20 protein-coding genes, 1 tRNA gene and 1 pseudogene are annotated in these 24,541 nt (G+C 67.2%); 4 read left to right on the forward strand and 18 right to left on the reverse strand.

Features of this window, described 5'->3' with window-relative positions:
- Positions 1-127 precede the first annotated feature (127 nt).
- From JOF55_RS09265 to JOF55_RS09275, 3 genes are all read right to left on the reverse strand, one after another.
- Positions 128-1,381 (reverse strand): PrsW family intramembrane metalloprotease, encoded by a 1,254-nt coding sequence (locus JOF55_RS09265; RefSeq protein ID WP_310272549.1) that lies wholly within the window; start codon positions 1,379-1,381, stop codon positions 128-130.
- Positions 1,382-1,446: 65 nt separating this feature from the next.
- Entirely contained in the window at positions 1,447-2,598 is a 1,152-nt protein-coding gene (locus JOF55_RS09270; RefSeq protein WP_310272552.1) for a DUF6779 domain-containing protein, read from the reverse strand.
- 204 nt (positions 2,599-2,802) lie between these two features.
- A complete protein-coding gene (locus tag JOF55_RS09275; protein ID WP_310272554.1) occupies positions 2,803-3,267 on the reverse strand; it encodes a DUF3180 domain-containing protein in 465 nt (154 codons plus the stop codon).
- 138 nt (positions 3,268-3,405) lie between these two features.
- Here JOF55_RS09275 and JOF55_RS09280 point away from each other — a divergent pair, with 138 nt between their 5' ends.
- A complete protein-coding gene (locus JOF55_RS09280) occupies positions 3,406-4,365 on the forward strand; it encodes a helix-turn-helix domain-containing protein (protein ID WP_310272556.1) in 960 nt (319 codons plus the stop codon).
- A gap of 51 nt (positions 4,366-4,416) precedes the next feature.
- Here the strand turns inward: JOF55_RS09280 and folK are convergent, their stop codons facing one another.
- From folK to dacB, 9 genes are all read right to left on the reverse strand, one after another.
- Entirely contained in the window at positions 4,417-4,953 is a 537-nt protein-coding gene (gene folK / locus JOF55_RS09285; protein WP_310272558.1) for a 2-amino-4-hydroxy-6-hydroxymethyldihydropteridine diphosphokinase, read from the reverse strand.
- Complete coding sequence (gene folB, locus JOF55_RS09290; protein ID WP_310272560.1) at positions 4,950-5,342, reverse strand: dihydroneopterin aldolase; 393 nt, start codon at positions 5,340-5,342, stop codon at positions 4,950-4,952. The genes folK and folB overlap by 4 nt, the downstream gene beginning before the upstream one ends.
- Entirely contained in the window at positions 5,335-6,183 is an 849-nt protein-coding gene (gene folP / locus JOF55_RS09295) for a dihydropteroate synthase (RefSeq protein ID WP_310272563.1), read from the reverse strand. The genes folB and folP overlap by 8 nt, the downstream gene beginning before the upstream one ends.
- A 13-nt stretch (positions 6,184-6,196) precedes the next feature.
- On the reverse strand, positions 6,197-6,790 hold the full coding sequence (folE, locus tag JOF55_RS09300) for a GTP cyclohydrolase I FolE (RefSeq protein ID WP_310278325.1): 594 nt from the start codon (positions 6,788-6,790) through the stop codon (positions 6,197-6,199).
- A gap of 117 nt (positions 6,791-6,907) precedes the next feature.
- Positions 6,908-9,472 carry an ATP-dependent zinc metalloprotease FtsH gene (ftsH, locus tag JOF55_RS09305; protein WP_310272566.1) on the reverse strand — a complete coding sequence of 855 codons (2,565 nt, stop codon included), beginning with the start codon at positions 9,470-9,472 and terminating at the stop codon, positions 6,908-6,910.
- Between the two features lie 517 nt (positions 9,473-9,989).
- Positions 9,990-10,547: a hypoxanthine phosphoribosyltransferase gene (gene hpt / locus JOF55_RS09310; protein WP_310272568.1), complete on the reverse strand. Its 558-nt coding sequence runs from the start codon at positions 10,545-10,547 to the stop codon at positions 9,990-9,992.
- A 47-nt stretch (positions 10,548-10,594) separates the two neighbouring features.
- Positions 10,595-11,566 (reverse strand): tRNA lysidine(34) synthetase TilS, encoded by a 972-nt coding sequence (gene tilS / locus JOF55_RS09315; RefSeq protein WP_310272569.1) that lies wholly within the window; start codon positions 11,564-11,566, stop codon positions 10,595-10,597.
- Positions 11,567-11,609: 43 nt separating this feature from the next.
- Positions 11,610-12,779, reverse strand: a complete 1,170-nt coding sequence (locus JOF55_RS09320) for an Rv3626c family coenzyme F420 biosynthesis-associated protein (RefSeq protein WP_310272570.1) — start codon at positions 12,777-12,779, stop codon at positions 11,610-11,612.
- Between the two features lie 104 nt (positions 12,780-12,883).
- Entirely contained in the window at positions 12,884-15,004 is a 2,121-nt protein-coding gene (gene dacB, locus JOF55_RS09325; protein WP_310272573.1) for a D-alanyl-D-alanine carboxypeptidase/D-alanyl-D-alanine endopeptidase, read from the reverse strand.
- A 152-nt stretch (positions 15,005-15,156) separates the two neighbouring features.
- On the opposite strand from dacB, the gene JOF55_RS09330 reads away from it, so the two are divergent.
- Positions 15,157-15,645, forward strand: coding sequence for an inorganic diphosphatase (locus tag JOF55_RS09330; RefSeq protein WP_310272576.1), 489 nt, complete (start codon positions 15,157-15,159; stop codon positions 15,643-15,645).
- 71 nt (positions 15,646-15,716) lie between these two features.
- Here the strand turns inward: JOF55_RS09330 and JOF55_RS09335 are convergent, their stop codons facing one another.
- The gene (locus JOF55_RS09335; protein ID WP_310272578.1) at positions 15,717-16,100 is read right to left on the reverse strand and encodes a hypothetical protein; all 384 of its coding nucleotides are present in this window, start codon (positions 16,098-16,100) and stop codon (positions 15,717-15,719) included.
- Positions 16,101-16,566: 466 nt separating this feature from the next.
- A pseudogene (locus tag JOF55_RS09340) lies at positions 16,567-16,719 on the reverse strand (IS5/IS1182 family transposase); the annotation flags it as partial.
- Between JOF55_RS09340 and JOF55_RS09345 the strand changes: the two are divergent.
- Positions 16,685-16,852 carry a hypothetical protein gene (locus JOF55_RS09345; protein WP_374727255.1) on the forward strand — a complete coding sequence of 56 codons (168 nt, stop codon included), beginning with the start codon at positions 16,685-16,687 and terminating at the stop codon, positions 16,850-16,852. The pseudogene JOF55_RS09340 and the gene JOF55_RS09345 overlap by 35 nt on opposite strands.
- A gap of 45 nt (positions 16,853-16,897) precedes the next feature.
- On the opposite strand, the gene JOF55_RS09350 is transcribed toward JOF55_RS09345, so the two are convergent.
- Both JOF55_RS09350 and JOF55_RS09355 read right to left on the reverse strand, forming a co-directional pair.
- Entirely contained in the window at positions 16,898-17,728 is an 831-nt protein-coding gene (locus tag JOF55_RS09350; protein WP_310272579.1) for a DUF4231 domain-containing protein, read from the reverse strand.
- A gap of 512 nt (positions 17,729-18,240) precedes the next feature.
- Positions 18,241-18,317 (reverse strand) — tRNA-Thr (locus JOF55_RS09355).
- Between the two features lie 122 nt (positions 18,318-18,439).
- Here JOF55_RS09355 and JOF55_RS09360 point away from each other — a divergent pair.
- A complete protein-coding gene (locus tag JOF55_RS09360; protein WP_310272582.1) occupies positions 18,440-20,002 on the forward strand; it encodes a hypothetical protein in 1,563 nt (520 codons plus the stop codon).
- 103 nt (positions 20,003-20,105) lie between these two features.
- On the opposite strand, the gene JOF55_RS09365 is transcribed toward JOF55_RS09360, so the two are convergent.
- Positions 20,106-21,374, reverse strand: coding sequence for a DNA polymerase III subunit delta' (locus JOF55_RS09365; RefSeq protein WP_310272583.1), 1,269 nt, complete (start codon positions 21,372-21,374; stop codon positions 20,106-20,108).
- An 86-nt stretch (positions 21,375-21,460) separates the two neighbouring features.
- Positions 21,461-24,487: a type I DNA topoisomerase gene (gene topA, locus JOF55_RS09370; protein WP_374727256.1), complete on the reverse strand. Its 3,027-nt coding sequence runs from the start codon at positions 24,485-24,487 to the stop codon at positions 21,461-21,463.
- Positions 24,488-24,541: the final 54 nt, after the last annotated feature.

A 24,541-nucleotide genomic window follows, 5' to 3' on the forward strand; every position in this document is an offset into this window, starting at 1 on the left:
AGGTGGCGAGGACCACGCCACGAATCCTCGAAGACCGGGCCACGCCCACGGGCACCGCGATGTGCGCACCGAAAAACCGCCCGGCAACCGGTGGTACCCGACACGAAATCGGGTCGCGGGCGTCCGATCACCGACCCGACGGCCGATTCCCGGGCGGCTGATTCCCGGGCGGCCGACTCGGAGTCATCCGGGTCAGCTCGCCCAGCTTGATACGCGCGGTTTCGAACGCATGCTGCGAGCCTGCCGCCGAACGACGCGCCGACTTGAGATCCTCGATCAGCTTCTCCCGACGTGCCCGACGCACGGCGCTGGTCGTACGGCCCTGCTCGGCGCGATGCTGCAGAAACGCCAGCTCGGTCACGGCAATCTGGTAGTCACGCACCGCCTTGGCGGCTTCGTGGCCTGCGCTGCGGCGTACCGTGCGCTGCCAGCCACGCCGCTCGGACAGGCTCGCGAGCATGTCCACCTCACTGGACACGATCAGCCCAGCCCGATGCAGCGCGGGCAACTGCTGTGCGACGATGCGCTGCTCTCGCTTGCGCTGCCAGATCACCAACCAACCGGTGCCCACGAAGATCGGCACCATGATCAGAAAGTAGATGTTGAGGAATCCCACACCGCCCAGCAGCGTCGCCCCGTTCCACGCCGCATGCAGCACGACGGCGAGCAGGTAGCCGAGCACGGGCCACACGAGACGCATCCCGCGAAGCCGAGTACCCGCCGCCAGCCCGATACCGATCCCCACCATCGAACCGAACAGCGGATGCGAGAACGGGGCGAGGATTCCGCGCATGATGAAAACCGCGATCACACCGCCACCGATGCTGCCCACACCGGCCTGCGCGAAGGCCTTGCCGAAGTAGAAGATGTTCTCGATGAACGCGAACCCCGCCGCAGTCAGCGCCGCGTACACGATCCCGTCGACGGCACCGTTGAACTCCGAACGGCGCCGGAACCACAATGCCACCACGAACAGTGCCTTGGCGGCCTCCTCGACCAACGGTGCCGTCACGACCAGTGCGAAGAACGTCTTGGCATCCCCGTTGAACAGGAAACGCCCGAAGCCGGTCATGGCGTCGTTGAGCAGCAACGCGCACGCCGTAGCGCCACCGGCTCCCCACAGGAAGGCACCGAGCAACAGCCGCGGAGGCTCCGGTTCCCACCGATCGATCCACACGATGGCGGCGAAGACCGCCCCGACCGGCAACAGCGCCGCGGTCGCACCCACCACGACCGCCAGGTAACCGACCCGTGCAGTGGCGATGCCGAGCATGCTCAGGCCGCAGATGCCGAGCACGATCAGGATCGCAACGGGCCAGCCCACGGCATGATGCTTGTAGGACTGGAGCCTGCGCGCACCCGAAAGATCAGGATTGGACACGGAGGAACCCTAAACGCAGTATCGACCGCCACACATCAGCCGGTCCGACATCTCCGCGCGGAGATTCAACCGCTGCGGCGGCGACGACGCCCGGCATCACCACCGGAGCCGTAGGCGGCCAGCAAGTCGACAACCGAGGTGCCCTCGGCATGCGCACCGTTCGTGGTCCGCGATGCCTCCTCGGAGTCGGCGGACTCCTGTGCTTGCCGACTCGCGGCCGGCACGTCCGCTTGCTGGTCGGTCCGCTGCTCCCCCTGCCGGGAAGGGTTCTCCGGGGGCACGAGCGGTGTAACGCCGGGGAAAGACGGATGTTCCCGATCCGCTCCCGGAGTGGGCTGAGCCGGAAGCGGTGTGCTCGGCCTTGTGGCTCCCCCCTCCGAGGGGCCTTGCGACGGTTCTTCCGGGGTGCCTTCCGGCTGGGGCGGCTGCGACCCGTGCGGAGGGGTCGGATTCACGATGTGCCCCTGAACCGCGGCAGCGGGAGAGGAATCCCGCGCCGGGTCGTTCTGCACCGGTACGGGACCGGGGCGACGTGAACCTTCGGGCCGGGGGTGTGCCACCTGCGGATGTGGCTGCCCCCCGGGCTGATGGGAATGCGATGACTGTGGAGGCAGCTGCTGGGGTGATGACGGCTGCTGGGGTGGCTGCTGAGGTGATGACGGCTGCTGGGGATGCGGCATCCGGGGATGTGGCTGCTGGAGCATCCCCGAGTGTCCTCGCGACTCCGAGTACCCGGACGAGTCCGGATCTGCCAACTGCCGAACCCGGGTGGACTCCGCACGCAGCGCCACTCGCTCGTACAGCACATCTCCGCCGACCAGTGTCTCCAGCGTCTCGCGGAGATGGCGCAACTCGGCACGCAACGACTCCACATCGGAGTCGGACTCCTCGGTGACCCGGCGCCGCGCCTCGTTCTCGGCCTCGAGCTCGAACTCCCTGCGTGCCGCGACCTCCCGTTCGAGTTCCAACTCGTAGAGGCGCTGCTGGTCGGCCGCACGCTCGTCATCCTCCGCGACACGGTTGCGCAGGCGCACCACAGCCAGCGCTGCGATCAGTGCCGCCCACAGGGCGGCCACCAGCCCCAGCCTCAGTAGCCGTGCGCTGTCCCCGAGCATCAGGACCGCTGTGGCAGCCAGGGCGGGCACGAGCACACCACCCCACAGCACCGTCGCGCGACCACCACGGGATGCGGACTCGGAGCCGTTCGGGTCGGACATGGCGCACACGGTACCCGGTTTATCGATCCGAAATATGCCGGGAGGCGGACAGTACCCGCCCTGATCGACGAATGACATAAGCGCCCTCCCCCGACAGGAGGACCACTACTCCATCCGGAGGGTTTCGATAAATTCGCTCGGTGAAAAATCGGCCACAATCAGCCACAATTGCCACCCACCATCGAGCGGCATCACGAGCGCGCTCTATTCGTTCTCCTCGTCCTGTTCCTCCGGCTCATCCGGATTACGCAAGCAGAACTCCAGCCACAATCCCGCGGCAATCAGTGCCCCGGCACTGACCATTCCGACAATGGCTGTCCCCGTGTCTGATCGCGCCGCTTGGACATCCGAGAACATCGGCAACAGGTAGGCCAGCAGCCCCAACCACACACCGCACATGATCGCACCGGCCATCGACGACGCCTTCGCCAGTGCCACCGCCCGTGTCGCGGTCATCGGGTCCACCGGTTCCGTGCCCTGTCTGCGCTGGATTCTCGGCCGCAGGACCAGCGCGAGGATGGCATCCACCACGGCGATCACCAGCAAGGTCGCGCCCGCCAGGAGAGGAAGTCTGGGCAGGTCCCCATAGCCGACACGCACCGCGAAATAGACCAGCACCGCCGCGATCAGCCCGGCAATCACGAGATGCCGGGACTTCGTATACGTCATCTGCCCTCCGTGCCGGACACTGCTGTCACGGTCTTCAGGGTCCCACTCGCCCACATCGAACCGGCCGGGCACCTCGGCGCGCACCACACGAGAATCGGGCTTGAGTCTCCAGCGGCTGGAGGGCCCAGAGTGAATCCCGTGGACGACACCGAACCGTACCCGAACAGGCTCTACACGATCGGGGAGCTGGCACGCCGAACAGGGCTGACGGTCAAGACCATCCGGTTCTATTCCGACAGCGGCGTGGTGCCGCCCACCGACCGCACGCACTCCGGCTACCGGCTTTACTCCGTGGAGACGGTGGCTCGGCTCGAACTCGTTCGTACCCTGCGAGAGCTCGGCGCCGGACTCGCGGACATCGAGCGTGTTCTGGCCAAGGAGACCTCACTTCGGCAACTGGCCGATGCGCATCTGTCGCTGATCGAGGAACGGATGAGTCTCCTGCGGACCCGGCGCGCCGTGCTGCGGGCGGTCGTGAAACAGGACAGCACGACCGAGGAGATGGGACTCATGCACAAACTCGCACAGATGTCCGACGAAGAGCGCAACCGGCTCATCGACGAGTTCTGGGATTCCACGACCGAGGGGCTGAACGTCAATCCCGAGTTCGTGGCCTGGATGCGCTCGGCAAAGCCGAACCTGCCCGAGGACCCGTCGGCGGAACAGGTCGAAGCCTGGATCGAACTCGCCGAGCTCGTCCAGGACTCCGATTTCCGCAGGCTGGTGCGTGATCTGAACGCCGAGCAGGCGCGGCTGCGCGACACCGGAGAGGGACCCGACACCTCCCAAGATCGCGCCGAGGGAGGACTGGACGTGCTGGACGAGATCGTCGAGACGCGGAAGTCCGGGACGGCACCCGACTCGGATCGGGCCCGCGCGCTGATCGACCAGTTCGCGGGCACGATCGCCCAAGCTCGGGCCACCGAGGACGACGCACGATTCAGGGAAGCGCTCGCCATCGAGTTCGAGCAGCACGACCCGCGGCTGACCCGCTACTGGGAGCTGCTGGGCACGATCAACGGCTGGCCGCGTCGGGGAATGCTCTCCGTCGACGACACGGCGTGGCTCGTCGACGCCCTGCGGGCATCGGCGCAGTGACAGTGACAGAGCCACAAAAATGCAGTTTCGCGCGAAACTGCAAAAATCGCTCTACCGCAGGGTGAGATCGTCTCGGCGGTGGATGCCCGGGGCGACCTCGCTCGATCCGGGGTCCACCCCGGTACCGACGTGCTCGTCGTCACCGAGCAGAGCACCGAGTAGCGCGGTCACCGGGCCGTGCCCGGGCAGCTCGGCAGCCGGATCGACGGCCACCCACGGGATCAGCACCGTGGCACGGCTCGGTGTGCCCGGATGCGGCAGCAGCAGATCGGGGTGGTCGCTGTGGACGGCGTCCACGGCGACCACGTCGACATCGAGAGTACGCGGTCCCCAGCGCTGCTCGCGCCTGCGCTCGGCTTCGCGCTCCAAGGCCTGAGCACGATGCAGCCAATCCCACTCGTTCATCTCATCGGACTCGGCGAGCACGACCGCGTTGAGGAAATCCGGCTGATCGGTCACGCCCCAGGCAGCCGTCTCGTACACCGGGGAGGCCGCGGTCAGCACATCGGCCAGGCCCTCCACCGCCAGCCGCAGGTACGACAGCCGGTCGCCGAGATTCGAACCCAGCGACAACACCGCCTTGCTCATGCGGGCACGGTCTCTCCGCCACGACTTCCCCGCCGGGAACGGCGGATGGTCACGGCCACGTCATCGAAGGTCAACGGGATCGGCGCCGACGGCTTGTGCATGGTGACCTCGACGGCATGCGCCTGATGCTCGGTCATGATGTCGTCGGCGATCTCGGCGGCAACCGTTTCGATCAGGTCCCGCGACGGTCCCGCGACAACGGCCGCAGCGCGTTCGGCGAGCACACCGTAGTGCAGTGTCCGATCGACATCGTCACTGGAAGCCGCCCCGCCGAGGTCCGCCCACACCGTGATGTCGACCAGGAACTCCTGACCGTCGCGCTTCTCCGACTCGTACACCCCGTGATTGCCACGCACCCGCAGGCCGGTCACGGTGATCCGGTCAGCCAACGAAACCCCCACCGTTGCACCATGCCGCCGTGACAGCCGTCGCGTCCAACGAGCCCTGGACATCGTGCACCCGGACCCCCCAGGCACCACGCTCCGCCGCGAGCGCCGAGACGACCGCTGTCGCCGTGTCCCTGCCGGAGGCCGGGCGTGGCTCACCGTCGGAATCGGCGAGGACACGACCGAGGAAACGTTTCCGGGACGCCCCGACCAGCACCGGGAAACCCAGGTCGATGAACAGATCGAGCCGATGCAGCAACGCCCAGTCGTGCTCGGCGGTTTTGGCGAACCCCAGGCCGGGATCCAGGACGATCGCCGATTCGGACACCCCTGCCGCCAGCGCCGCATCCACCTGACGCAGCAACTCGTCGCGCACCTCGGTGACAACGTCGTCGTAGACGGCGAGCGAGTTCATGTCACGGCTGTGGCCGCGCCAGTGCATCAGCATCAGCGGCAGCCCGCTCTCGGCGGCGACGCGTGCCATATCGGGATCGGCCAGTCCGCCGGAGACGTCGTTGATCGCGGTCGCCCCCGCCTGTGCCGTCGCCTCCGCGACCTTGGCCCTGGTGGTATCCACACTCACCGGGACACCTGCTGCGACCAGCTCGGTGACCACCGGCAGGACCCGCTCGATCTCCGTGGTGGCTGCCACGCGCTCGGATCCGGGACGGGTGGACTCACCACCGACGTCGATCAGGTCCGCACCCCGTGCGTGCATCTCGACGCCGTGTGCCACGGCATCCTGGTGATCCAGGTAGCGACCACCATCGGAGAACGAGTTGGGGGTCACGTTCAGCACGCCCATGACCGCACAGCGGTCCGGCATCGGCAAAGCAGCACTCATCACTTGTCCCGGATCAACGACCGTCTCGAATCAATGCCAAGGCCTCGGACCTGGACGACGCCGACGACCGGAAGATGCCCCGCACTGCCGAGGTCGTGGTCGTCGAACCCGCCTTGCGCACCCCGCGCATACCCATGCACAGATGCTCGGCCTCGACCACCACGATGACACCTCGCGGTTCGAGTTTGCGCACCAGTGCATCGGCGATCTGCGAGGTGAGCCGTTCCTGCACCTGCGGACGCTTGGCGTAAAGATCCGCCAACCGGGCAAGCTTGGAAAGCCCGGTCACCCGTCCGTGCTCGTTCGGGATGTAGCCCACATGCGCCGTTCCGTGGAACGGAAGAAGATGATGTTCACACTGGCTGTACACCGGAATGTCCCGGACCAGGACGAGCTCTTCATGGGCTTCGTCGAAGGTGCGGTCGAGAACTTCATCCGGATCGATGTACAGCCCCGCGAACAGTTCCTGATAGGCGCGAGCGACACGGGAAGGTGTTTCCCGCAAGCCCTCCCGATCGGGGTCCTCCCCCGCTGCGCACAGGAGCTCTCGGATCGCGGCCTCGGCGCGGTCGTGATCGAATGCGGGTTTTTCGTTGGCACCGTGAATGAGCCGGGACTCGTCTCCCGACCCGCTCGGCCCGGTTGCGCTGGTCACTGTGTCGTTCCTCCACCGGTGGCGGCGCCCGTGGCGAATCCGGGCGCCCATGCCATCCGGAGCCGACGGCTACCGATTCGCGGTGCCGTTCCCGTTCTCGTCGCCGGAGTCCGGTCTCGGGCCGGATGTCCCACCGGTCGACTGCTCACCGTACTGGTCACCTTGCGCAGGGGGATGCTCCGCATTCGGACCCGGCCTGCCGTTGGACTCCCCACCGAAGTGGTTCGGCTGCGCCTGGTCCTGCTGTCCCCGTTCCCACGAGGGCACCCAGTTGTAGGACTGCTGCTGGTTACCCACCGGTTGCTCCGGACGCCCCGACGGCGAGGTCGCCGGAGTCCATCCGGGAGGAGCGCCGTAATTCGGCGGCACTCCCTGCGGGGCCTGGCCGTACTGCCCCGGCTGCGAATACTGCCCGGGCTGCGGAGGCTGACCGCTCTGGTTGTTCTGTGGAAACTGCGGAGTTCCCGAGGGCTGCCCGGCAGGAGGCTGTTGGCCTGCGGGAGGATGCCCGGCCTGCGGGGGCTGACCATCGACCGCGGGATACGGGTTCTGTTGACCGTATGCCCCGGGAGCCTGGGTAGTCTGCCCCTGCTGCGGGTTCTGCCAGCCGTGCTGCTGATCAGCGTACTGCGGCGGTCCGGAACCGTTCGAACCCTGCGTGACACCGATCGGCGTCGGCCCGGGCTGTTCGCTGACCGGTGGCCACGGTTCGCCGCGTTCCATGGCTTCCTCACCGGGTGTTTTGACCGGCGGCTTGTCCGACGGCGTACGACCACCGAAATCGTTGAACGTGGTGATCCGGGGACGCTTCTCCACCTGGGAGAAGATCCGCTCCAGTTCCTGCCGGTTCAGCGTCTCCTGCTCGATGACCTCCAGCACCAGGTTGTCGAGCACGTCGCGGTAGGTGTTGAGAATCTCCCACGCCTCGGTGTGCGCGGCCTCGATGAGCTTGCGCACCTCCTCGTCGATCTCGTGGGCGACCTCGAACGAGTAGTTCGGCTGTTGGCCTGCCGAGCGGCCGAGGAAGGGATCGCCTTCCTCCTTGCCGTACTTCACCGCGCCGAGCCTGGCCGTCATGCCGTACTCGGTGACCATCGCCCGGGCGATCTTGGTCGCCTGATCGATATCGCTGGACGCACCCGTGGTGGGCTCGTGGAAGACGAGTTCCTCGGCCGAGCGACCGCCCAGCGCGAACACCAGCCGACCGATCATCTCCGACCGGGTCATCATGTCCTTGTCGTCCTCGGGGACGACCAGCGCATGCCCACCCGTGCGGCCACGCGGGAGAATCGTGAGCTTGTAGACCGGCTCCAGGTCGGGCATCGCCCAGGCGGCCAGCGCGTGTCCGCCCTCGTGGTAGGCGGTGATCTTCTTGTCCCGCTCGGAGATGATCTTGGTCTTGCGTCGCGGGCCACCGATCACGCGGTCGACCGACTCCTCCAGAGCCGCTCCGGTGATGAGCTGTCCGTTCTCCCTGGCCGTGAGCAGTGCCGCCTCGTTGACGACGTTCTCCAGATCGGCACCGGAGAAGCCGACGGTGCGTTTGGCCAGACCTTCCATGTCCGCATCCGGCGCCAGCGGCTTGCCCTTGGAGTGCACCCCGAGAATCGCCTTGCGACCACGCAGGTCGGGCGCGGACACCGGGATCTGCCGGTCGAACCGACCGGGCCGCAGCAGCGCCGGGTCCAGGGTGTCCGAGCGGTTGGTCGCGGCGATCAGAATGATGCCACCCCGCGAGTCGAACCCGTCCATCTCGACCAGGAGCTGGTTCAACGTCTGTTCGCGCTCGTCGTGGCCACCGCCCAGGCCCGCGCCGCGCTGACGCCCGACGGCGTCGATCTCGTCGACGAAGACGATGCACGGTGCGTTCTGCTTGGCCTGTTCGAACAGGTCGCGTACGCGCGAGGCACCCACACCGACGAACATCTCCACGAAGTCCGACCCGGAGATGGAGTAGAACGGCACACCGGCCTCACCGGCCACGGCGCGGGCAAGCAGCGTCTTACCGGTCCCCGGAGGCCCGTACAGCAGCACACCCTTGGGGATCTTCGCGCCCAGTGCCTGGTATCGCGTCGGATGCTGCAGGAAGTCCTTGATTTCGTGCAGTTCCTCGACGGCCTCGTCAGCACCCGCGACATCGCCGAACAGTGTCTTGGGCATGTCCTTGGTGAACTGCTTGGCCTTGGACTTGCCGAAGTTGAGAACCTTGCTTCCGCCGCCCTGCGCGTTGTTCATCATCCACATGAGCAGCAGGACCAGCAGGCCCAGCGGGATCATGTAGATGAGCAGTTGGCTCCAGAACGAGCTCTGGGTGTACTCGGTGTCCCAGTTGCCCACCTGGGCCTGGCGAATCTCACTGACGATCTCGTCGGTGGCGCCGGCGGGGAACTGCGCGATGATGCGGTTGCTGCCCTCGACCTGGGTTCCCTGGTTCAGGGTGAGCTTGAGCCGCTGTTCCTTGTCCTCGATGGTGGCCTCGGCCACGTTGCCCTGCGAGATCTGCTGCAGAGCCGTCGACGTGGACACGTCGGTATAGCCTCGCGTGTCGTCGAAGAGCACGTTGAAGCCGTAGAACAGCAGCAACACCGCCAGAAGCCACAGCAGCGGGTTGCGGAGCAGGCGCTTTCGGTCCATTCACTTGCGGCCGGCGGGCGGCCTCGACCCTCCCTGACTTTCACGTCGGGCGGCGGCAGGCGTCCATGTCGACGTCCACCCCCGGTTCAGACCAGCGTACCGCTCGCCACAGCAGCGAGGCTGCACGAGTCGTTCCGCAGGTGTTCCAGGCTACCCACCCATCGACCTCAACGAGTGGGAAACCTCAAGAGTTCCATCGATGAGCAGCAGCTTGTGTGTTTCGCAACACCGGCTGACCGGATCGACCGGACCGTGGTTGCGATCAGCGGTCTTCCTCCGGGCGTTGCCCGCCATCGAGATCCGAAACCACACGTGCTCATGGCAGTGATCCGCCGTCCGGCCACACACGGTCGGTGAAGGCCCCCGAGGATGAAGTATCACCGCACAGGTGGCTGCCTACGGCAGATCTCCCTACGGCAGAGCTCCCTACGACAGGACACCCTACGACAGGGCACCATGATCGGCTGCTCGATCTCATCACTTTTATACCCCAACAGCCCGGAACCGGAAAAAATTCCTACGCCCCCGAGGTATAGACCTTCGGGTCGAGGCTGCCGATGTAGGGCAGGTCTCGGTAGCGCTCGGCGAAGTCGAGACCGTAGCCGACGACGAACTCGTTGGGGATGTCGAAACCGACATAGCGCAACGGCACCTCGACCTGCACGGCGTCGGGCTTGCGCAGCAACGTGCAGACCTCCAGCGAGGCCGGTCCGCGCGAAGCCAGATTCTTCAGTAGCCACGACAACGTCAGGCCGGAGTCGATGATGTCCTCGACGATCAGCACGTGCTTGCCCGCGATGTCCCGATCGAGGTCCTTGAGAATGCGCACCACTCCGGACGACGAGGTCGACGACCCGTAGGAACTGACCGCCATGAACTCCAGCTGAGCGGGCTGTGGAAGCGCCCGGGCGAGATCGGTCATCACCATCACGGCCCCCTTGAGCACGCCGACCAGCACCAGGTCACCCCCTTGACTGTGCTGGTAATCCTCGTCGATCTGCTTGGCCAGTTCGGTGATCTTGTCGTTGATCTGCTGCTCGGTGATGAGCACGGAGGCAATGTCGCCGTCGTACACGGCCCGGCTTCCCCTCTCGGTTTTTCTGGTGCGCGTTCATCCGCCGCTCACCCTGTCGGCGGTATGCGTTCACCACATTCCACCAGAAGCGTGCCACGCGCGCGTCGCAGCACAAAGTTACCCGGCAGTGCGTGACCACCCTGGCCGCGCCACTGCCCGACAAGCGCGTCCGCTTCACGCAAATGAGCGTCACTGAGTTCAGGAACGCCCTGGTCCAGCAACCACCTGCGCAGGACCCGCCGCCGCACCGCAGGAGGCTCGGCGGCAAGCGATGCGGCATCGAGCACGCCATCGGCTTCCACGTTCCGGCGGACCCTGTCGGCGATTCCGTCCAGAGCGTCGACATCGTCCTGCAGCTGCTCGGCGGTGCGCGCCAGCGCAGCCGTCACCCCACCCTGCAGCACCTCCTCCAGCAGCGGAAGCGCCTCGGTACGCAGGCGCACGCGCGTGAACCGCGGATCCGCGTTGTGCGGGTCCTGCCACGGCCGCAAACCGAGCGCCGCACACGCTTGTACCGTCGTGGTGCGCGACACTCCCAGAAACGGCCGTGCCCAAGGCACATCCAATGGCCGCATCCCGCCGATCGACCTCGGACCCGAGCCCCGACCGAGTCCGAGCAGCACGGTCTCGGCCTGGTCGTCGAGGGTGTGCCCCAGCAGCACGAGCGCACCGTGCGGGCGCAACTCGGTCAGCGCCGCGTAACGGGCGCGGCGAGCCGCCGCCTCGGTCCCCCCGGCATCGCCGACCCGAACCCGCACCGTGCGCACCTCGTCGCACCCGAGCTCGGTGAGCTGTTCGGCGGCGCGGGCCGCCACGCAGGCGGATCCGGATTGCAGATCGTGGTCGACGACAGCGCCGTGCACCGCCATGCCACGCCGGTGCGCCACGTGTGTGGTCGCGGCGGCGAGCGCCAGCGAATCAGCACCGCCGGAGCACGCGACCATCACAGGAGCATCGAGATACGGCGCGGCCTCGGCAGATCCGAGAAGACGGCGGACGGCGGCGCGCACGGCGCTCACGGAAGGGGCAGGTGGCACGGCGCCATTCTCCCGCGCTCCCTGCTCAGCCGTGGACGCGGCGGAGCCACCTGGCGGGCTCGGCGATCTCGGCACGGGAGGGCAGGCATTCGGGGTCGCTCCACACGGCGTTGAACCCGTCCATTCCGACAGCCTCCACGACGTGCCTGGTGAACGCGGCCCCCTGCGCGTACTGCTTGATCTTCGCGTCAACGCCGAGCAGGCTGCGCAACAACCGGTCGAGGAGGCCGCCACCCGCACGTCGTTCGGTGAATCGGCTGCGGATGGTGTGCACGGTGGGCACCACGCGGGGACCGACGGCATCCATGACGTGATCGGCATGCCCCTCCAGCAATGTGGAGATCGCGATGATCCGATCCAGGGCGGCACGCTGCCGGGGACTCTGCAGCAACTCGATCACACCGAGCATGCCGGGACTGGACTCACCGATCCCGTCTCGCTCGTTTTCGCTGTGGCCGGACCCACTGCGACCGGACCGCAGCTCCCGGAACACCGCGGGCAACCGGCTCAGCAACTCACTCGTCGACCCGTCCATCTCGGTGAGCAGACTTCCGAGGCTGGTGGCGAAGTGGTCACGTAGCCACGGCACGGCATTGAACTGCAGGCGGTGCGTCGACTCGTGCAGGCACACCCACATCTGGAAGTCCTCCTCCGGGACCTCCAGGGCACGCTGGGCGGACACGATGTTCGGAGCGACCAGCAGGAGCCTGCCGGGACGGTCACTGCCGGGCACCGGCGTGAACGGGTCGTACTGCCCGAGCACCTTGGTCCCGAGATAGGACAGCACAACACCCGCCTGCACACCCGCACCACGGCTGCCGAGCCCGCTCAGCAGGTCTCCATCCCCGCCACGGTCGGTGCCCGCGGTGGCCAGGGCGGTATCGGTGAGTTCGGCCAGTCCGCGCGCCGCACCGTGCAGCCAGCCGGGCCGGTCGACGACGTCGCCCTCGAGGACGGGCAGATCCCGGCCGAGGCCGGTCGTTTCCCGCACGTGGGTTTCCGCGCTCACGCTGAACTCGCGCAAGGACCGGACCGCGCGATCGGCCTCCGCTCTCGGCACGTCCGGACCTGCCTTGACCAGCCTGGTGGCGGTGGAGACCGCGACATTCCAGTCCACGGCCAGGCTGTCCGCGGCGACGGAACCGCCATCGCGGTTCCGGGCCGAGGCAGCGAGAGCGGGCGACCGGGAATTCACGTACTCGACCGTACTCCTGGTCGAGCAGGTGGGCGAGGACGTGCACCAGCAAGCCCGGAGACAAGCATGGAGAAACCACTCACCTACCTACGCCGACCGGAAAGTTATTCACGGCAGCCGCAGGTGCGCAGCGCGGAGGCCACCTTGTCCAGCGCAGGCCGGGCGACGATCGAGCTCGTACCGTTGGAGATCACCGCGAACACGAGCAGGCTGCCGTCCCGGGTGACGATCGTGCCCGCGAGACTGTTGACGTCGGTCAGCGTGCCGGTCTTGGCGCGCACCCAACCCCGACCGTTCGACGCGGCCTCCCGGTAGCGGTCCTCCAGGCTGCCGCTACCGCCGGCGACAGGCAACGCGGTCAGCAGAGCACGCAACTTGGCCGTCTTCCTCGGGAGTGCACCGTCGGCTCCTGCAGGGGCGCTCGCCGAGACCAGCAGCGACCCGAGCGCCCGGGCAGTGACCCGGTCATCGGTCGAGAGGCCGCTGCCGTCGACCATTCGCGTGCCGGTGAGGTCGAACCCGTTGCGCGTCAGCACCGCACGAACCGCCGCAGTCGCACCGGCGAACGACGGTTCGTGGTCGGTGGCAATCGCCACCTCCCTGGCCAATGTCTCGGCGAGGACGTTGTCCGAGTGCCGCAGCACGGTGCGGACCATCTGCTGAAGGGGTGCCGACTTGACCTCGCCCAGCACGGGCGCCCCCTGCGGAGCCTCACCGATGTCGACGTCGGAGGTGGGCACGCCGAGCCTGCGGGCAAGTTCACGACCCGCGTCGAGCGCGGGTTGACTGCTTCGAGGGCTGACGCCACGAGTCGGGTCGGCACGACCGCCGTCGAGCATCACCGGCTCGATCGGAGCGATATATCCGTTGCCGACATCGGCCGGAAGCCATCCCGGAGCCAGGTCCGGCCCCGTGTAGCGACTCGTATCGACGGTGATCGACGAAACCTCCCCACCGGTGGCCTTCCTGACCTCGGCCACGAGCGTGTCGAGATGAGCGGCACCGGGATAGACGGAATTCGCCTCTTCCGGCAGGGACGACAGGGTCGGGTCGCCGCCACCCACGAGAACCACGCTGCCGGGTTCGGCACCCTGCACCACTTTCGTGGTGAAGCGGTGCCGATGTCCGAGGGTCAACAAAGCGGCACTGACCGTGAGCAGTTTGGCGGTCGATGCCGGCACGAAACCCTGTTGCGCATTGTGCTTCCACAACGTTCGCCCGGTCACGGGGTCCAGCACGATCCCGCCGAAAGTACCCAGCGCGGGATCGGACACGGCCGGTTCCAGAGCAGCGGCGACCTGTTGCTTGCTCGGTGCTGCGCCGGAACCCCCGAGCGGCTCGAACGCGGGACGCAACCGCACCGGCGACGGTGGTTCGGCTCTGGGGGGCTCGCCATCGCCGAAAAGCAGGGAACGGCCGAATACGACCCCGGCGGCAAGCAGGACGACGGCCACCAGGGACACGGTTACGAGAACCCGGCGCCTGCGGTACAGCGGTACGGCCGGGGCAGACGTGGCCGGTTCCGCAGCCGGGGATGCGTCCTGTTCCGGCATGTCCGGGACGGGGTCCTCCCGGTGGCCGGGCGATTCCGTTTCCGGGGATGCGGATCCGGGGTCGAGCTGTTCGGGGTCGAACTGCTCGGGACGAGACTGCTCGGGGTGGGGCTGTTCGGCGTGCGGAGTCGGTTCGGGCCGCGACCAGGGCGCGTACCGGGGTTCCGGGGCCCGTGGAGGTCCTGGACCCTGCCCGGGCTGGGGAACCGTGGTGAAATCCGCCGGTTGCGCGGTCCGCTGCTCCTTCGGCGGGGGGCCACTGAGATCGGGGCGGCGGAACTGCCTGGTCGGTTCCTCGGCCGGAACGGACTCGGGCGGCGAGGCCGGTCGGAACTTCATTGTCGGCTGCTCGGCATCGGCGGCACCGCTCGCAGGCCACGAGGAGACTCCGGGTGCGGAAGCACCAGGACCGCTGTCGCGACTGATCCGGTCGGTGTCCTGGTCGAAACCGTTCCGCTCGGAGGGGTCCTTCGGCCACTCAACCGGCGCTTCGGGATCCCGTACCGGCCAGGCAGGCTCCTGCGGCTGCTCCGGCGCCTCTTCGTTCCCCTCCTCGTCATCGTCCCCGGCAACGGCGCGTGCAGGCGGTTGAGAGCCACTCACAGGACCGGGAGACGCATCGGCAACACCGGGGTCGGGCACCCCACCCCGTGGGTTATGAGGTTCGGACACGTACTCCTCCTCCTCCTCGACGAGGCGCCTGGCGGTGTGGATGCGAGCTCACACACTGCCGTGCGGCTCGGCGAACTGTCGTGGTCCACACTAGATGTGGCCGTACGCGCAAGCGGGCGGCCGCACCCGACGCAAGACGAGTGAGGAACCGCGTGGACTTCGACGTCACGATCGAGATCCCCAAGGGGAACCGGAACAAGTACGAGGTGGACCACAAGACGGGGCGGATTCGTCTCGACCGGACACTGTTCACCGCCACCCAGTACCCGGCCGACTACGGCTTTATCGAGGACACCCTCGGTGAGGACGGGGACCCGCTGGACGCACTGGTGCTCGTGCAGGAACCGACGTTCCCGGGCTGTCTGATCACCGCCCGCGCGATCGGCATGTTCCGGATGCGGGACGAGAAGGGCGGCGATGACAAGGTCATCTGCGTGCCCTCGGACGACCCGCGCCAGGAACACCTGCGTGATATTCACCACGCCGGCGAGTTCCACAAGCTGGAGATCCAGCACTTCTTCGAGGTCTACAAGGACCTGGAGCCGGCCAAGAGCGTGGAAGGCGCCACCTGGGTCGGCCGTGACGAGGCCGAGACGGAAATCAAGCGCTCCATCGAGCGTGCCAAGGAACAAGGCCACTGAGGCGAGTGGCTCCATGATGAAGGCCCTCGCCCGAGTTGAAAACGGGCGAGGGCCTTCATCGTGAGACACATTCAGCCGATCAGGCCGCCCAGCGGGCTGCCACCGCCCGTGAGGCCGCCCAGCGGGCTGCCACCGCCCGTGAGGCCACCCAGCGGGCTGCCACCGCCCGTCAGGCCACCCAGCGGACCACCGTTCTCGTCGCCGGACAGGCCGCCGGGGAGGTCACCGGACCGAGCAGCAGTCGATTGCTCCTGCATCGGCACCACCTCGCCGACCGTCGTGGTCGCGGAGTGCACAGTGCCCACGGCGTGGTATGCGGTCTGTGCGACACCGTTGTCCACGGGCAGCTGATCGGGAAGTTCCGGGGCTTCGGCTGCGGCGGCGGTGCCGGCAAAGCCGACCGCGCCCGCGCTGCTCGCCAGCAGGGTGGCCGCTGCGGTCAGGGTGCGTTTCATCGCCTTGCTCCTCTCTGCGCAGGTGCTCTCCCCTGCGCGCCGCGCTGAGAGTACGGAAAGATCACCAGCCACGGTTCAGCGACCGAAATGACCGTGGTGATCAACCGAACGTGAGCAATACTCATCAAGTAGCGTCCCCCCAGCGTGTGAACCACTTGCGATCCACTGCGATTCACTGCGATTCACTGCGATTCACTGCGGCTCACCCCGTGGCGACCAAGAGCTCTTAGGTTCCGTCTGGTGGATCATGTGCGGTGGGGTTGGTCAATTTCTCGAGAAATTGACCAACCCCGCCCAGAGGCAAGAGCACCGGACAGGCCCGAGAACCTGTCCGGTGCTCTTGGGGTGAGGTCGCGGAGCCGGGTGCGGATGGCCCGGCCACGTCCAGGGGTCCTTGGTGGATGTCGTCGCTTTCGACGCCCCCACGGACGTCAAGCTGCTGCGGGAGGTGGCGCGGGTTGGTGTGCTCGGCGGTGTTGCGCTGCTTGCAGGCCTGGGCGTCGAAGGCGGGTGGTCGTCCTCCGGCCGAGCCTTTCCGGGCACGGTTGGCGCGCTGATCACGGCATTCGGGGAGGACGGCGACGATGCCGCGGCGGCGCAACTCAACACGGACGGCCCGCTGCTACGAACGCCTCGAAACCGTCATCGACGCCTTCTTCGACCTGGCCGATGCGATCAACACCGTCCGTGCCCTGATCCGCCGCGCCTGGACCCACTACCGCCGGGATGCTCGACCGGCCAAACGACCATGAGCAACATGCCAATCCGCACGGCCACTTGCTCGCAGCACGGGCCGTTCACATCACGGCATCCGGCACGGCCGCTTGGCCCACTTGCTGTTGGCGCTTGGCATGCTCCTCACGCAGCGCCTCGACCTCATGGGCGAATTCGGCATATGCCGCACGCTCGTCCTCAAAGCGGCGGTACTTCCCGGCACGGAGCTCCACCGAGTGATATTCGCGCTCCAGTGCGTCGGCGGTCTGCTGCAGGTTGATGCCGCGCTCGCGATATCGCGAATATCCCGCGAAGGCAGCCGCCAGGGCGACCAGCAGGCTCATCCCGACCGCGGGCCAGCGCGCGGTCGCGAGGGACACCGAAGCGGCCACGGTCACGGAGGCGGCGATCGACCCACCGATGATCAACCCCTGGAGAGCGTTGTGCGCCCGCCGGTGCCTGCGCGCCTCGGCGCGGTACTGCTCGACGGTTTCCGGCAGAAGAAGGCGATACCGCTTCTGCGCGGCGAGAAGATCACCCGCGCCGACATCCTCGAGGAGTTGCTCACGATGCGCGCGGTGGAGTTCACGCAGTTGCGCCCCCAGGGCACGAACCGCGAAGTGCTGGCGGTAGAGCACTCTCGCGGACACGACGACCGAGCCGATCGGCACGACAACAGCCAGTGCCAGTAGCCAGAACGGCGGCTCGGCCAGCGCGGTGAAACACCCCAGCGATGCCGCGAACAGCACGATGTTGCCCGGGAAAGCCCACAGCACCAAAAACCGTTGCACCAGCCTCGCGCGGTGCAACTGCTCGGACCGTTCCCCGAGCCGTAATTGAACGTCATCCGGATGCGAATCCCCGGAAATCACCCCACCCCCGATGATTCCCGTGGTCGCCTCTGCACTGCCCATCACATCGATCCCTTCAAGCGTCAGTGTGATCGAAGTAGGTCCGTGGCATGACGGCAATCGGCTAACGGAGTGACGGGAGCCTAAAACCACGGATTTTCGAACGGGACTGCGGGGGTTGATAGCTGCCGAAGCCGCCGCCGAACCGGCAAACGCTCGAACAGTGGCATAAATCACTCCGCCGTCCTCTGCGTCATGCAGCGGACCCTTGGGGATCATCCCGGTATCCGTCCTCTGTGACTACGGTCAGGCGAAGTGGTCCACGCCGCCGACCGGTTGGGAAGAGGGGCGAAGTTAATGCGTCGCTCGGAGTCCATGATCGAGGTATCCGGCTGCCCGAACCGCCCACCGAGAGTGGCGACCAGGCGATAAGCATCGTGCAGCATGGCGCGGGCCTGTTCGCCCGCCGCGGTCTCGGATGCCGTGGTATCGCAACGCGCACAGAGTTGTTGGACCGGCACCGAGGAGAACGACAACCGGCCACCTTCCGAGGTCGGAAAGTGGCCGGTCAGGAGTGGAGCCGCCTGGGGGAATCGAACCCCCGACCTACGCATTACGAGTGCGTCGCTCTGTCCGACTGAGCTAAGGCGGCGTTGGCGGGATCCAGTGTAGCTGCCTCCCTCGCGTCACCGGCACACCCCCGGCTCGTTGGCATGGCAGTGATTCCCGTCACTGACCGGAGGACCCTCGATGCGAACACGCCCGCTCCGTCGCATGGCTGCCTGCTCTGCCGCGTCACTGGTGGCGATGTGCCTGTCGCTGCCCACCGCGGTGGCCCAGAACACGCCGCCGACCACGCCGGTTCCCGAGCCGGAGAACCCCGGTCAGCCGCCGGCCTCCCAGCCACCGCCGGTCCCCCAGCCGGGTCCGGTGGTGGCGGAAGCGGGCACCGGCATCGGGATGCTGCGGATCCTGCCCGGCGCCGTGCCGGGTGACTCGATCATCGAGGATCCCGAGTTCAACGACAAACTGCCGAGGCAGTCGCTGCTCGAAGCCGGGATGGGGATTGCGGTCGCGCAGGCGAATTCGGAGGCCTACCTCGCGCAGGAACGCGCCATCGCCGAATCGTCCCCGGTCGGATTCGCGGTGGGGGGTAACGCGCCACTCCTGCCCGGATCACTGGCCCAGACGGCACTGCCGGACCATTCGGAGCCCACCACGAGCGGACTGCAGCCGCCGTCGTCACCCGCGAGGAAACTGCTCGATGCCGGACTCGTCGAAGGCAGTGTGCAGGCGCGCTGGGATCGGCGGCTCGGCCCGTGTGTCCAGCCCATCGCGGACTCGAAAACGTCGATGGCCGGCATCTCCGCCGTCAACGTCCTGCCATCGCTGCCTTCCGGACCCGAGGAACTGACGTCTCTGCTTTCCGGCGATGGCAAGAATTCCGGAATGGACACGGCTACCGCCCATGCCCTCGGTGCGCAACTCGGCGACATGCAGGGACCGCTGTCCCGACTCGGCGGGCTCCTCACCGGACAAACCGAGGCAGCGGGTGGCGCGGGAGCACTGCTGAGCGTTCCCGGGGCGATCCGGGCGCACTCCAACATTCGGCTCGTCGATGTGCCGGGCCAGGACGGCAAGGCGGTCCGATCGACGTCGCGGTTCCGGCTCGGAAGTATCCGCCTGTTCGCGGGAACACAGCAGGAAATTCGGATCGACGTCGTCAGCACGCCGACCCTGACGGCCACCTCCACCGGAGATCCGGAGACCTCCACTGTGGAATACCAGGCGCCGGTGCTACGAGTCTCCCAGGGTGGTGAGAAGATCGGCGCACTCAGCGCGACGAATCCGAACATCGAGGTGCCCATCGGGGTTCCGATGCCGGGATCGGGAGTCGACTCCGATACGCCACTGGTGGGCCATCCCGAGATGCCCCACGTTCTCGACATCGGCGTACTGCGGTTGAGCATCGGCGATGTACAGAAGTCCCGGGACGGCGACGAGGTCCGCGCCCTCGCACGGCTGCTCGATGTGACGGTTCTCCCGGGCGAATCGTTGGGCATTCCCACGTCACTGGCCGAGATCTCGTTCGGGGAACAGGCTGTCCGGGCGGACGCACCGACAGGGGGTGTCCACTGCGATGTCCCCGCACCGACCACCTCCTCGGCCGCCGCGCCCTCGCCCGCCACACCGGATTCCGAGAACGACCGGTCACAGACGGTGCCTGTACTGGCCGTGACCAGCGGTGCTTATCACACTGTGCCGCTGTTCTGGACCGGTTCTTGCCTGCTGATCCTCGGGGCCATCCTCGTCTCCGCCGTTCCCCGGAGACGCTGAGTGATCAGCGGCACCACCTCGGGAAGTCGAAAGCCCGCCCGGCCGGGCGGGCGGGCGGAATCACACCGACCGGCCCGGCTGTACCGGGCCTGGACTGGTCGCACTACTGATGCAGGGTGGCGACCATCGCTTCGACGGCGAAAAGGGGCTTGACGTTGCGAGCCAATGCGCTGCGACAGTCCAGCACGGCTTCCAACCGGCGCAAGGTCGATTCCGAGGTCCATTCCGCAGCCGCCTTGGACACATCGCGGGCACAGTCCGGGTGGTTCAGCGGTGCCGCGGAACCGAAACGCGTCACCAGCACATCCCGGTAGAAACCGGCCAGATCCATCAGCGCCAGGTCCAGGGCATCGCGCTGCGAACGGGTCGCGCGGGACTTCTGTTTCCTCTCCAACTCCTTGATCGCCGCGTTCGCGCCGCGCGTGGCCGATGCCGTTCCCTTCCCGGTGCCACCCGCCCCCATCGCCGTACGGAGTTCTTCCTTCTCCGCTTCGTTGCGGGACTCGTTGGCCTCCGTGGCCTCCGCCTCGGCGGTGCGCACGAGTTCGCCCGCGGCGGAGAACACATCCGAGAAACGGGACAGTCCCACCGGGATCCGCAGCACCGCCTCGCGCCGCTCCCGTGCCTGCGGATCGGTCGCGAGCCGCCGTGCACGTCCGATGTGGCCGCCACAGACCGAAGCCGCCCACCGAGCCAGCTCATCGGGCACCCCGTCCCGCTCTCGCAGCACCTCGGCGATGGAACCGGCAAGAGGAGTGCGTAGCTGCACCGGACGACAGCGTGAGCGGATCGTGACCGGAACATCCTGCGGATGATCCGACGGCGCACACAGCAGGAACACCGTGCGATCAGGGGGCTCTTCGATGACCTTGAGCAGCGCATTGCCCGCGCCTTCGGTCAGCCGGTCGGCATCCTCGATCAGTACCACCCGCCAGTGGCCCGTCGCGGGCCTGCGCGCGGCGGCCTGGACCAACGAGCGCATCTCGGAAACCGAAATGGACAGCCCCTCCGGCACGACCACCTGGACATCGGCGTGGGTTCCGGTCAGCACCGTGCGGCACGCCGAACACTCCCCACAGCCGGGCATGTTCCCGGCCGGGGCAGTGCATTCCAGCGCGGCGGCGAAAGCCCGCGCAGCCACCGAACGACCCGACCCGGGAGGACCTGTGAACAGCCACGCATGGGTCATCGCCCCGGTGTCGGCGGACTCGCCGCGCACCCGGAGACCTGCGGCTCGCGCTGCGGCAAGAAGCCCACGCACCACATCGGGCTGCCCCACGACGTCGGACCATACGCCGGTGGTCGGCGGTGTCACCCCGGATCGAGCCTCCTCGATCGGGTCGAGCGCGTATCCCGCTTCGCTGCGCTCCATTGCGACCGACCTACTTCCACCATCAGCGCACCCTGCATTCGGCACGGTACGCCGCCGTCCTGATGGTCCCCTGACCAGGAGGACCGTCAGGACGACTTCGAGCTACCGGCCTTCGTCGAGGTTCCCGAACTCTTCGCTCCGTTACCGGTCGACCCGCCACCGGCCGAACCACTGCTTTTCGTACCGGAGTTTTTCGTACTGGAGTTTTTCGTACCGGAGCTCTTCGCGCCGTTACTCTTCGATGTCGAGCTTTTCGCGCCGGAGCCCTTCGAGCCATTCCCGGAGGAGCCGCCGCTCCGGGAATCGCCGCTCTTGGACTGGGAACCCTTCGCCGGAGAGCTCTTGGACTGGCCACTCTTGGACTGGGAACCACTGCTCTTCGAGCTCTTCTTCTTCGGCGGCGCCTTGGCACGCCGCTCGGCAACCAGTTCCACCGCCCGGTCCATCGTCAGTTCCTCGACCGTGTCCCCCTTGCGCAAGGAGGCGTTCGTCTCCCCATCGGTGACGTAGGGGCCGAATCGGCCGTCCTTGACGACCAGCGGCTTGCCGGTCTCCGGCTCGTCGCCGAGCTCACGCAGCGGTGGTGCGGGCGCACGACGCCCCCGCTGTTTGGGTTGCGCGTAGAGCTTGAGGGCCTCGTCGAGAGTCACCGTGAAGATCTGCTCTTCGGTCTCCAGCGACCGTGAGTCGGTGCCCTTCTTCAAGTAGGGACCGTAGCGACCGTTCTGAGCGGTGATCTCCTCGCCGGACTCCGGGTCGGTGCCGACGACTCGGGGCAGTGAGAGCAACCGGAGCGCGTCGTCGAGAGTCACCGTATCCAGCGACATCGACTTGAACAGGCTTCCCGTGCGGGGTTTCGCCTTGGTGCCCTCGGGCGGAATCTCGGTCACGTACGGCCCGAAACGGCCGTCCTTGGCCACGATCTCGTTACCCGTCTCCGGGTCGGCACCGAGGCTGCGGCCCTCCATGGGCGTGGCGAACAGCTTCTCCGCGACCTCGGCGGTCAACTCGTCCGGTGGCAGCGCATCGGGCAGATTCGCACGTTGGGACTCGGTACCGCCGTCCGCATCGGCGCTCAACGGACGCTCCAGGTACGGGCCGTAGCGCCCGACACGGACGTAGACCGTGCGGCCCTGGTCATCGGTGAACATCGGAATCGAGTTCACCTCACGCGCGTCGATCTCCTCGACACCGGAACCGACGAGCCTCTTCAGTCCCCCGGCACGGCCGATCGAGTCGTCCGGGCCGACATCGCCACCGAAGTAGAAACCAGACAACCACCTGGTGCGTTCCTGCCTGCCCTCGGCGATGCGGTCCAGTTCGTCCTCCAGCGCGGCGGTGAAATCGTAGTCCACCAGCCGCCCGAAGTGCTTCTCCATCAACCCGACAACGGCGAACGCCACCCAGGACGGCACCAGTGCCGAACCCTTGCGCCACACGTAGCCGCGCTCCTGCACGGTGCTGATGATCGACGCATAGGTCGACGGGCGGCCGATCCCCAGCTCCTCGAGTGCCTTGACCAGGCTCGCCTCGGTGTAGCGGGCGGGCGGATTCGTCGTGTGCCCGTCCGGGGACAGCTCGGTCGCGGCAATCGCCTGATCCTGCACCAGACGTGGGAGCCGGGATTCGGCGTCGTCGGCGACGCCGCCTGCCTCCGAATCCACCGACTCGACGTAGGCCTTGAGGAATCCGGCGAACGTGATGGTGCGGCCCGACGCCGCGAAGGTGCATTCCTCGCCGCCCGCGGCGGTGCCGGTGATGCGCACCGACAGCGTGGTGCCCTTGGCGTCGGCCATCTGCGAGGAGATGGTGCGCTGCCAGATCAACTCGTAGAGCTTGAAACCGTCCCCGTCGAGCTCCTGGGCCAGTTCACCGGGTGTCCGGAAGTTCTCCCCGGCCGGGCGGATCGCCTCGTGCGCCTCCTGCGCGTTCTTGACCTTGCGGTTGTACTGCCGCGGCTGCGGCGAGAGATGGTCCGCACCGTACAGGTCACGTGCCTGGTCACGGGCCGCTGCGATGGCCGTCTCCGACAGTGTCGTGGAGTCGGTACGCATGTAGGTGATGTAGCCGTTCTCATAGAGCCGCTGTGCGGTACGCATCGTCCGGTCGGCCGAGAAGCGCAGCTTACGGCCTGCTTCCTGCTGCAGCGTGGAGGTCATGAACGGTGCGTACGGCTTCCGCGTGTACGGCTTCTCCTCGGCGCTGGACACGGTCATCTCGGCCTCGGCCAAGCCATTGGCGAGGTACTGTGCCGTTGCCTCGTCGAGCAACCTGACCTCGTCGTTTTTCAACCGGCCGTCCGGACCGAAGTCCCGTCCCGTCGCCAGCTTGGCGCCGTCCACGGCCACCAGGCGAGCCCCGAAGGTTCCGGATTCGCCGGAGGAGTCCGCTTCCGTGGCCGAGGCGTCCATCGTCGCCGAAAGGTCCCAGTAGGAAGCGGGTACGAACCGGATCCGCTCGCGCTCACGTTCGACGACGATGCGGGTCGCCACGGACTGCACACGGCCTGCCGAGAGTTTCGGCATGACCTTCTTCCACAGCACCGGGCTGACCTCGTAACCGTAGAGGCGGTCGAGGATGCGCCGGGTTTCCTGCGCATCGACCAGGTCCTGGTCGAGATCCCTGGGATTCGCGGCGGCGGCTTGGATGGCGGACTCGGTGATCTCGTGGAACACCATGCGGCGCACCGGCACCTTCGGTTTGAGCGTCTCCATCAGATGCCACGCGATCGCCTCGCCCTCCCGGTCGCCATCCGTGGCGAGATAGAGCTCGTCGACGCCGGACAGCGCTTCCTTGAGCTCGCTGACCGTCCCCTTCTTGTCCGAGGTCACCAGGTACAGCGGCTGGAAGTCGTTCTCGACGTCCACGCCCAGCCGAGCCCACGACTGGCCCTTGTACTTGGCGGGCACATCGGCGGCGCCACGCGGTAGGTCACGAATGTGGCCGCGGGAGGATTCGACCACGAAATCCGAGCCGAGGAAGGAGGCGATCTTGCGCGCCTTCGCCGGCGACTCGACGATCACCAATCGCCGACCACCGGAACCCGCCCCGTCAGATGTCTGAGAAGCCCGGCCGGTAGCGCCGTTCTTCTTCGTTCGTGTCGAGCCAGCCACGCCTACCTGCTCTCGTCTCTGGAAAATGTCCGATTGGCCAGTGTGCACCGTGCA

The organism is Haloactinomyces albus (assembly GCF_031458135.1).
In the GTDB taxonomy this organism is placed as follows: Bacteria; Actinomycetota; Actinomycetes; order Mycobacteriales; family Pseudonocardiaceae; genus Haloactinomyces; species Haloactinomyces albus.

What these genes read in the sequence shown, in the direction of transcription:
- JOF55_RS09270 (WP_310272552.1), bottom strand. Translation starts at nt 2,598, where the DNA reads ATGTCCGACCCGAACGGCTCCGAGTCCGCATCCCGTGGTGGTCGCGCG.
- JOF55_RS09275 (WP_310272554.1), bottom strand. Translation starts at nt 3,267, where the DNA reads ATGACGTATACGAAGTCCCGGCATCTCGTGATTGCCGGGCTGATCGCG.
- folK (WP_310272558.1), bottom strand. Translation starts at nt 4,953, where the DNA reads ATGAGCAAGGCGGTGTTGTCGCTGGGTTCGAATCTCGGCGACCGGCTG.
- folP (WP_310272563.1), bottom strand. Translation starts at nt 6,183, where the DNA reads ATGAGTGCTGCTTTGCCGATGCCGGACCGCTGTGCGGTCATGGGCGTG.
- ftsH (WP_310272566.1), bottom strand. Translation starts at nt 9,472, where the DNA reads ATGGACCGAAAGCGCCTGCTCCGCAACCCGCTGCTGTGGCTTCTGGCG.
- JOF55_RS09335 (WP_310272578.1), bottom strand. Translation starts at nt 16,100, where the DNA reads ATGAAACGCACCCTGACCGCAGCGGCCACCCTGCTGGCGAGCAGCGCG.
- JOF55_RS09345 (WP_374727255.1), top strand. Translation starts at nt 16,685, where the DNA reads ATGCCGCGGCGGCGCAACTCAACACGGACGGCCCGCTGCTACGAACGC.
- JOF55_RS09350 (WP_310272579.1), bottom strand. Translation starts at nt 17,728, where the DNA reads ATGGGCAGTGCAGAGGCGACCACGGGAATCATCGGGGGTGGGGTGATT.
- JOF55_RS09360 (WP_310272582.1), top strand. Translation starts at nt 18,440, where the DNA reads ATGGCTGCCTGCTCTGCCGCGTCACTGGTGGCGATGTGCCTGTCGCTG.
- JOF55_RS09365 (WP_310272583.1), bottom strand. Translation starts at nt 21,374, where the DNA reads ATGGAGCGCAGCGAAGCGGGATACGCGCTCGACCCGATCGAGGAGGCT.